1 protein-coding gene is annotated in these 2,614 nt (G+C 50.7%); it reads right to left on the bottom strand.

Features of this window, described 5'->3' with window-relative positions; translation table 11 throughout:
• Window positions 1-454: 454 nt before the first annotated feature.
• Window positions 455-2,182 (bottom strand): gamma-glutamyltransferase, encoded by a 1,728-nt coding sequence (gene ggt, locus QUB33_RS29130; RefSeq protein ID WP_333358052.1) that lies wholly within the window; start codon window positions 2,180-2,182, stop codon window positions 455-457.
• Window positions 2,183-2,614 lie beyond the last annotated feature (432 nt).

The following is a 2,614-nucleotide window of genomic DNA, read 5'->3' as shown; positions in this document are numbered from 1 at the left end:
TACATAATCTCGGCAATCTCAGCAGCACAAGCTTTTAAACGCTCCTTCTGTTCAGGGGTCATAGCCACTCCTCCTACGAATCCAGTTCACGCTTCTGTTGACGCTCTGCCTATTATCCTCTCTTGATACTACTTTTACAAAACCGGGATGCTCCCCTAATAATTTCAGGACTTACGCACTGGAGACAAAAGAAACCGGGTTTTAATACCGTTTGCGCTCTCCAACATGACTAATGACTAATGACTAATGACTAATGACTAATAGCTAATGACTCATGAAAGATGACCTCGCCCAAAAAAACCATACAAGCCCCCGATTCCTGTCGTAGAGATATCAAAATTTTTGACCCTAGTTCAACATCCCAGATTCATCTGTGGAGTAAATCTAAAATCGTCGAGTCGCCGAAGTCTCGCCCCCCTCTAAAATCTAAAATCTCTAATCGACTGACTGATGACTAAAACCCCCTGGCTTCTCCTTCCCCGCGCGGGTCGGCAGCCCCTTCCAACCAACCATCCGCAGTCAGGACGATCGCATTGGCATTGCCCCAGCCGTCACCTTCGACAATCTGGTGTCCCCGCCGCCGCAACTCCGAAAGCGTCCCAGCCTCAAAACCTCCCCGTTCCACCATCAGGCGATCGGGCTGCCACTGGTGGTGTACCCGAGGTGCAGACACAGCATCGCCGACATTCATGTCGTAAACCAATACGTTCAGTACAATTTGCAACACCGTGGTAATAATCGTGCTGCCTCCGGGAGCCCCCGCAGCGAGGCGAAATTTGCCATTTTCTGTCACGATGACCGGCGTCATGCTGGATAAAGGAGTTTTCCCCGGGGCGATCGAATTTGCCTCCCCGCCCACCAAACCAAACAAATTAGGCACTCCCGGCGCCGCTGCAAAATCATCCATCTCGTTGTTGAGCAAAATTCCCGTACCCGCAGCCACGACTCCAGCCCCAAAACCCCCATTCACCGTAAACGTTAAGCTTACTACATTGCGCTCTTTGTCAACTACCGTCAGGTGTGTAGTTTCGCGAGACTCCCACAGGAGACGGTTCAAAGTTTCAGCGTCAACAGCCTTTACCTCGCTGGAGGGTGTGGCTTTTGACATTTGGATTTGCGATCGTCTCAATTTGGCATAATTGCTGCTAGTCAGAGCTTTGACCGGTACCCTCACAAAATCCGGGTCGCCCAAATACTGTGCCCGGTCAGCATAAGCAATCCTCATGCTCTCCGCCAGTAAATGTAGCGTATCTGGACTTTGCCTCCCCAACCTCTTGAGATCCGTATCTTCCAGAATATTTAAGATTTGCAACAAATGAACGCCGCCGGAAGAAGGAGGCGACATCGCGCAAATTTCGTAAGTGCGAAAGTTGCCACAAACCGGGTTCCGCCAAATCGGCGTATAGTTTTTCAAATCTTCCAGAGTCATAATGCCGCCGTTTTTAGCCATGTCGGCGGCGATCGCCCGCGCAATGTCCCCGGTATAAAAACTCTGCGGATTTTGTGCAATCTGCCGCAAAGTCCGCGCCAAATCCCGCTGCACCAAAAGCTCACCCGGCTGGTATAAAATGCCACCACGAGTAAAAACCTCCCGCGCCGCCCGGTTTTTTTCGATCGCATCGTGTCGTCGCCCGGTAGCCGTGGTAAACCGCGAACTTACCGGAAAGCCTTTTTCAGCCAGGGCGATCGCCGGCGCCACCACCTGGACCCAAGGCAACTTACCATACTCGCGGTGCACCGTGTAAAGTCCAGCAACAGTTCCCGGAATACCCGCCGCCAAATGCCCGTCCAGACTTGCCCTTTGGCGCACCTTGCCTTGCTTGTCGAGGTACATATCCCGCGTCGCCCGTTTCGGAGCTCGTTCCCGGAAATCCAGCGCTTGCACAGTCCCCGTTTCCGCCCGCTGCTGCAGTAAAAAACCCCCGCCGCCGATACGCGCCGAAAAAGGCTCCACCACCGAGATCGCCAAAGCCGTAGCAGCCGCCGCATCCACGGCATTGCCTCCCTGTTGCAGCAGCGCCAGCCCCGCAGCGCTCGCCAGAGGGTGAGCCGAAACTGCCATCCCTTGTTTGCTGCGCTGCTGCTGCAAGTTTGGCTTTAGCTGCTGCTGGCAGCCGCCGCACACTAAGACTGTCAAGAAAAAAGTATAAATTTGCACTTTGCTCAAGAACTTTGGCAACATTTTTAACAGGTGATTAGAGGATTTTTTACAGTATAATTTTACTATTGCCAATAGCTCGAAAAAAGTACGACCCGACTCGTAAAAACCAGTGCAATTGATTTTTTTTGAGATTAAATTGCACGAAGGCTGGTCAGACAACAATCTGCCTTCAAAAAGCTCTCCGGGGTGTGGGCAACAAGCCACAGAGTATTCAGTTATCTATGCAGGGATGTTAGGGAAGTAATTTCTTAAGAATCGAGCGTGCCTTCAGACCTGAGATTTTCAATTATCAAGTTTGGTTAAAAACCTGGGGGGGTAACAACCAGCCTGAAACCCATACCTTTGTAAGGATTGAGCCAATGTGTGCTAAAAAAAGATAGGCAGCATAATTGTTACACGCTTGCCTATCTCAAAAATAATGATACCAACATTCTACCTCATTCATTTAAAAAA

The sequence above is a fragment of the Microcoleus sp. B3-A4 genome, from assembly GCF_036705385.1.
In the GTDB taxonomy this organism is placed as follows: domain Bacteria; phylum Cyanobacteriota; class Cyanobacteriia; order Cyanobacteriales; family Microcoleaceae; genus Microcoleus.
The sequence above is the reverse complement of the archived record's forward strand: the minus strand, read 5'-3'. Positions and strand labels throughout refer to the sequence as shown.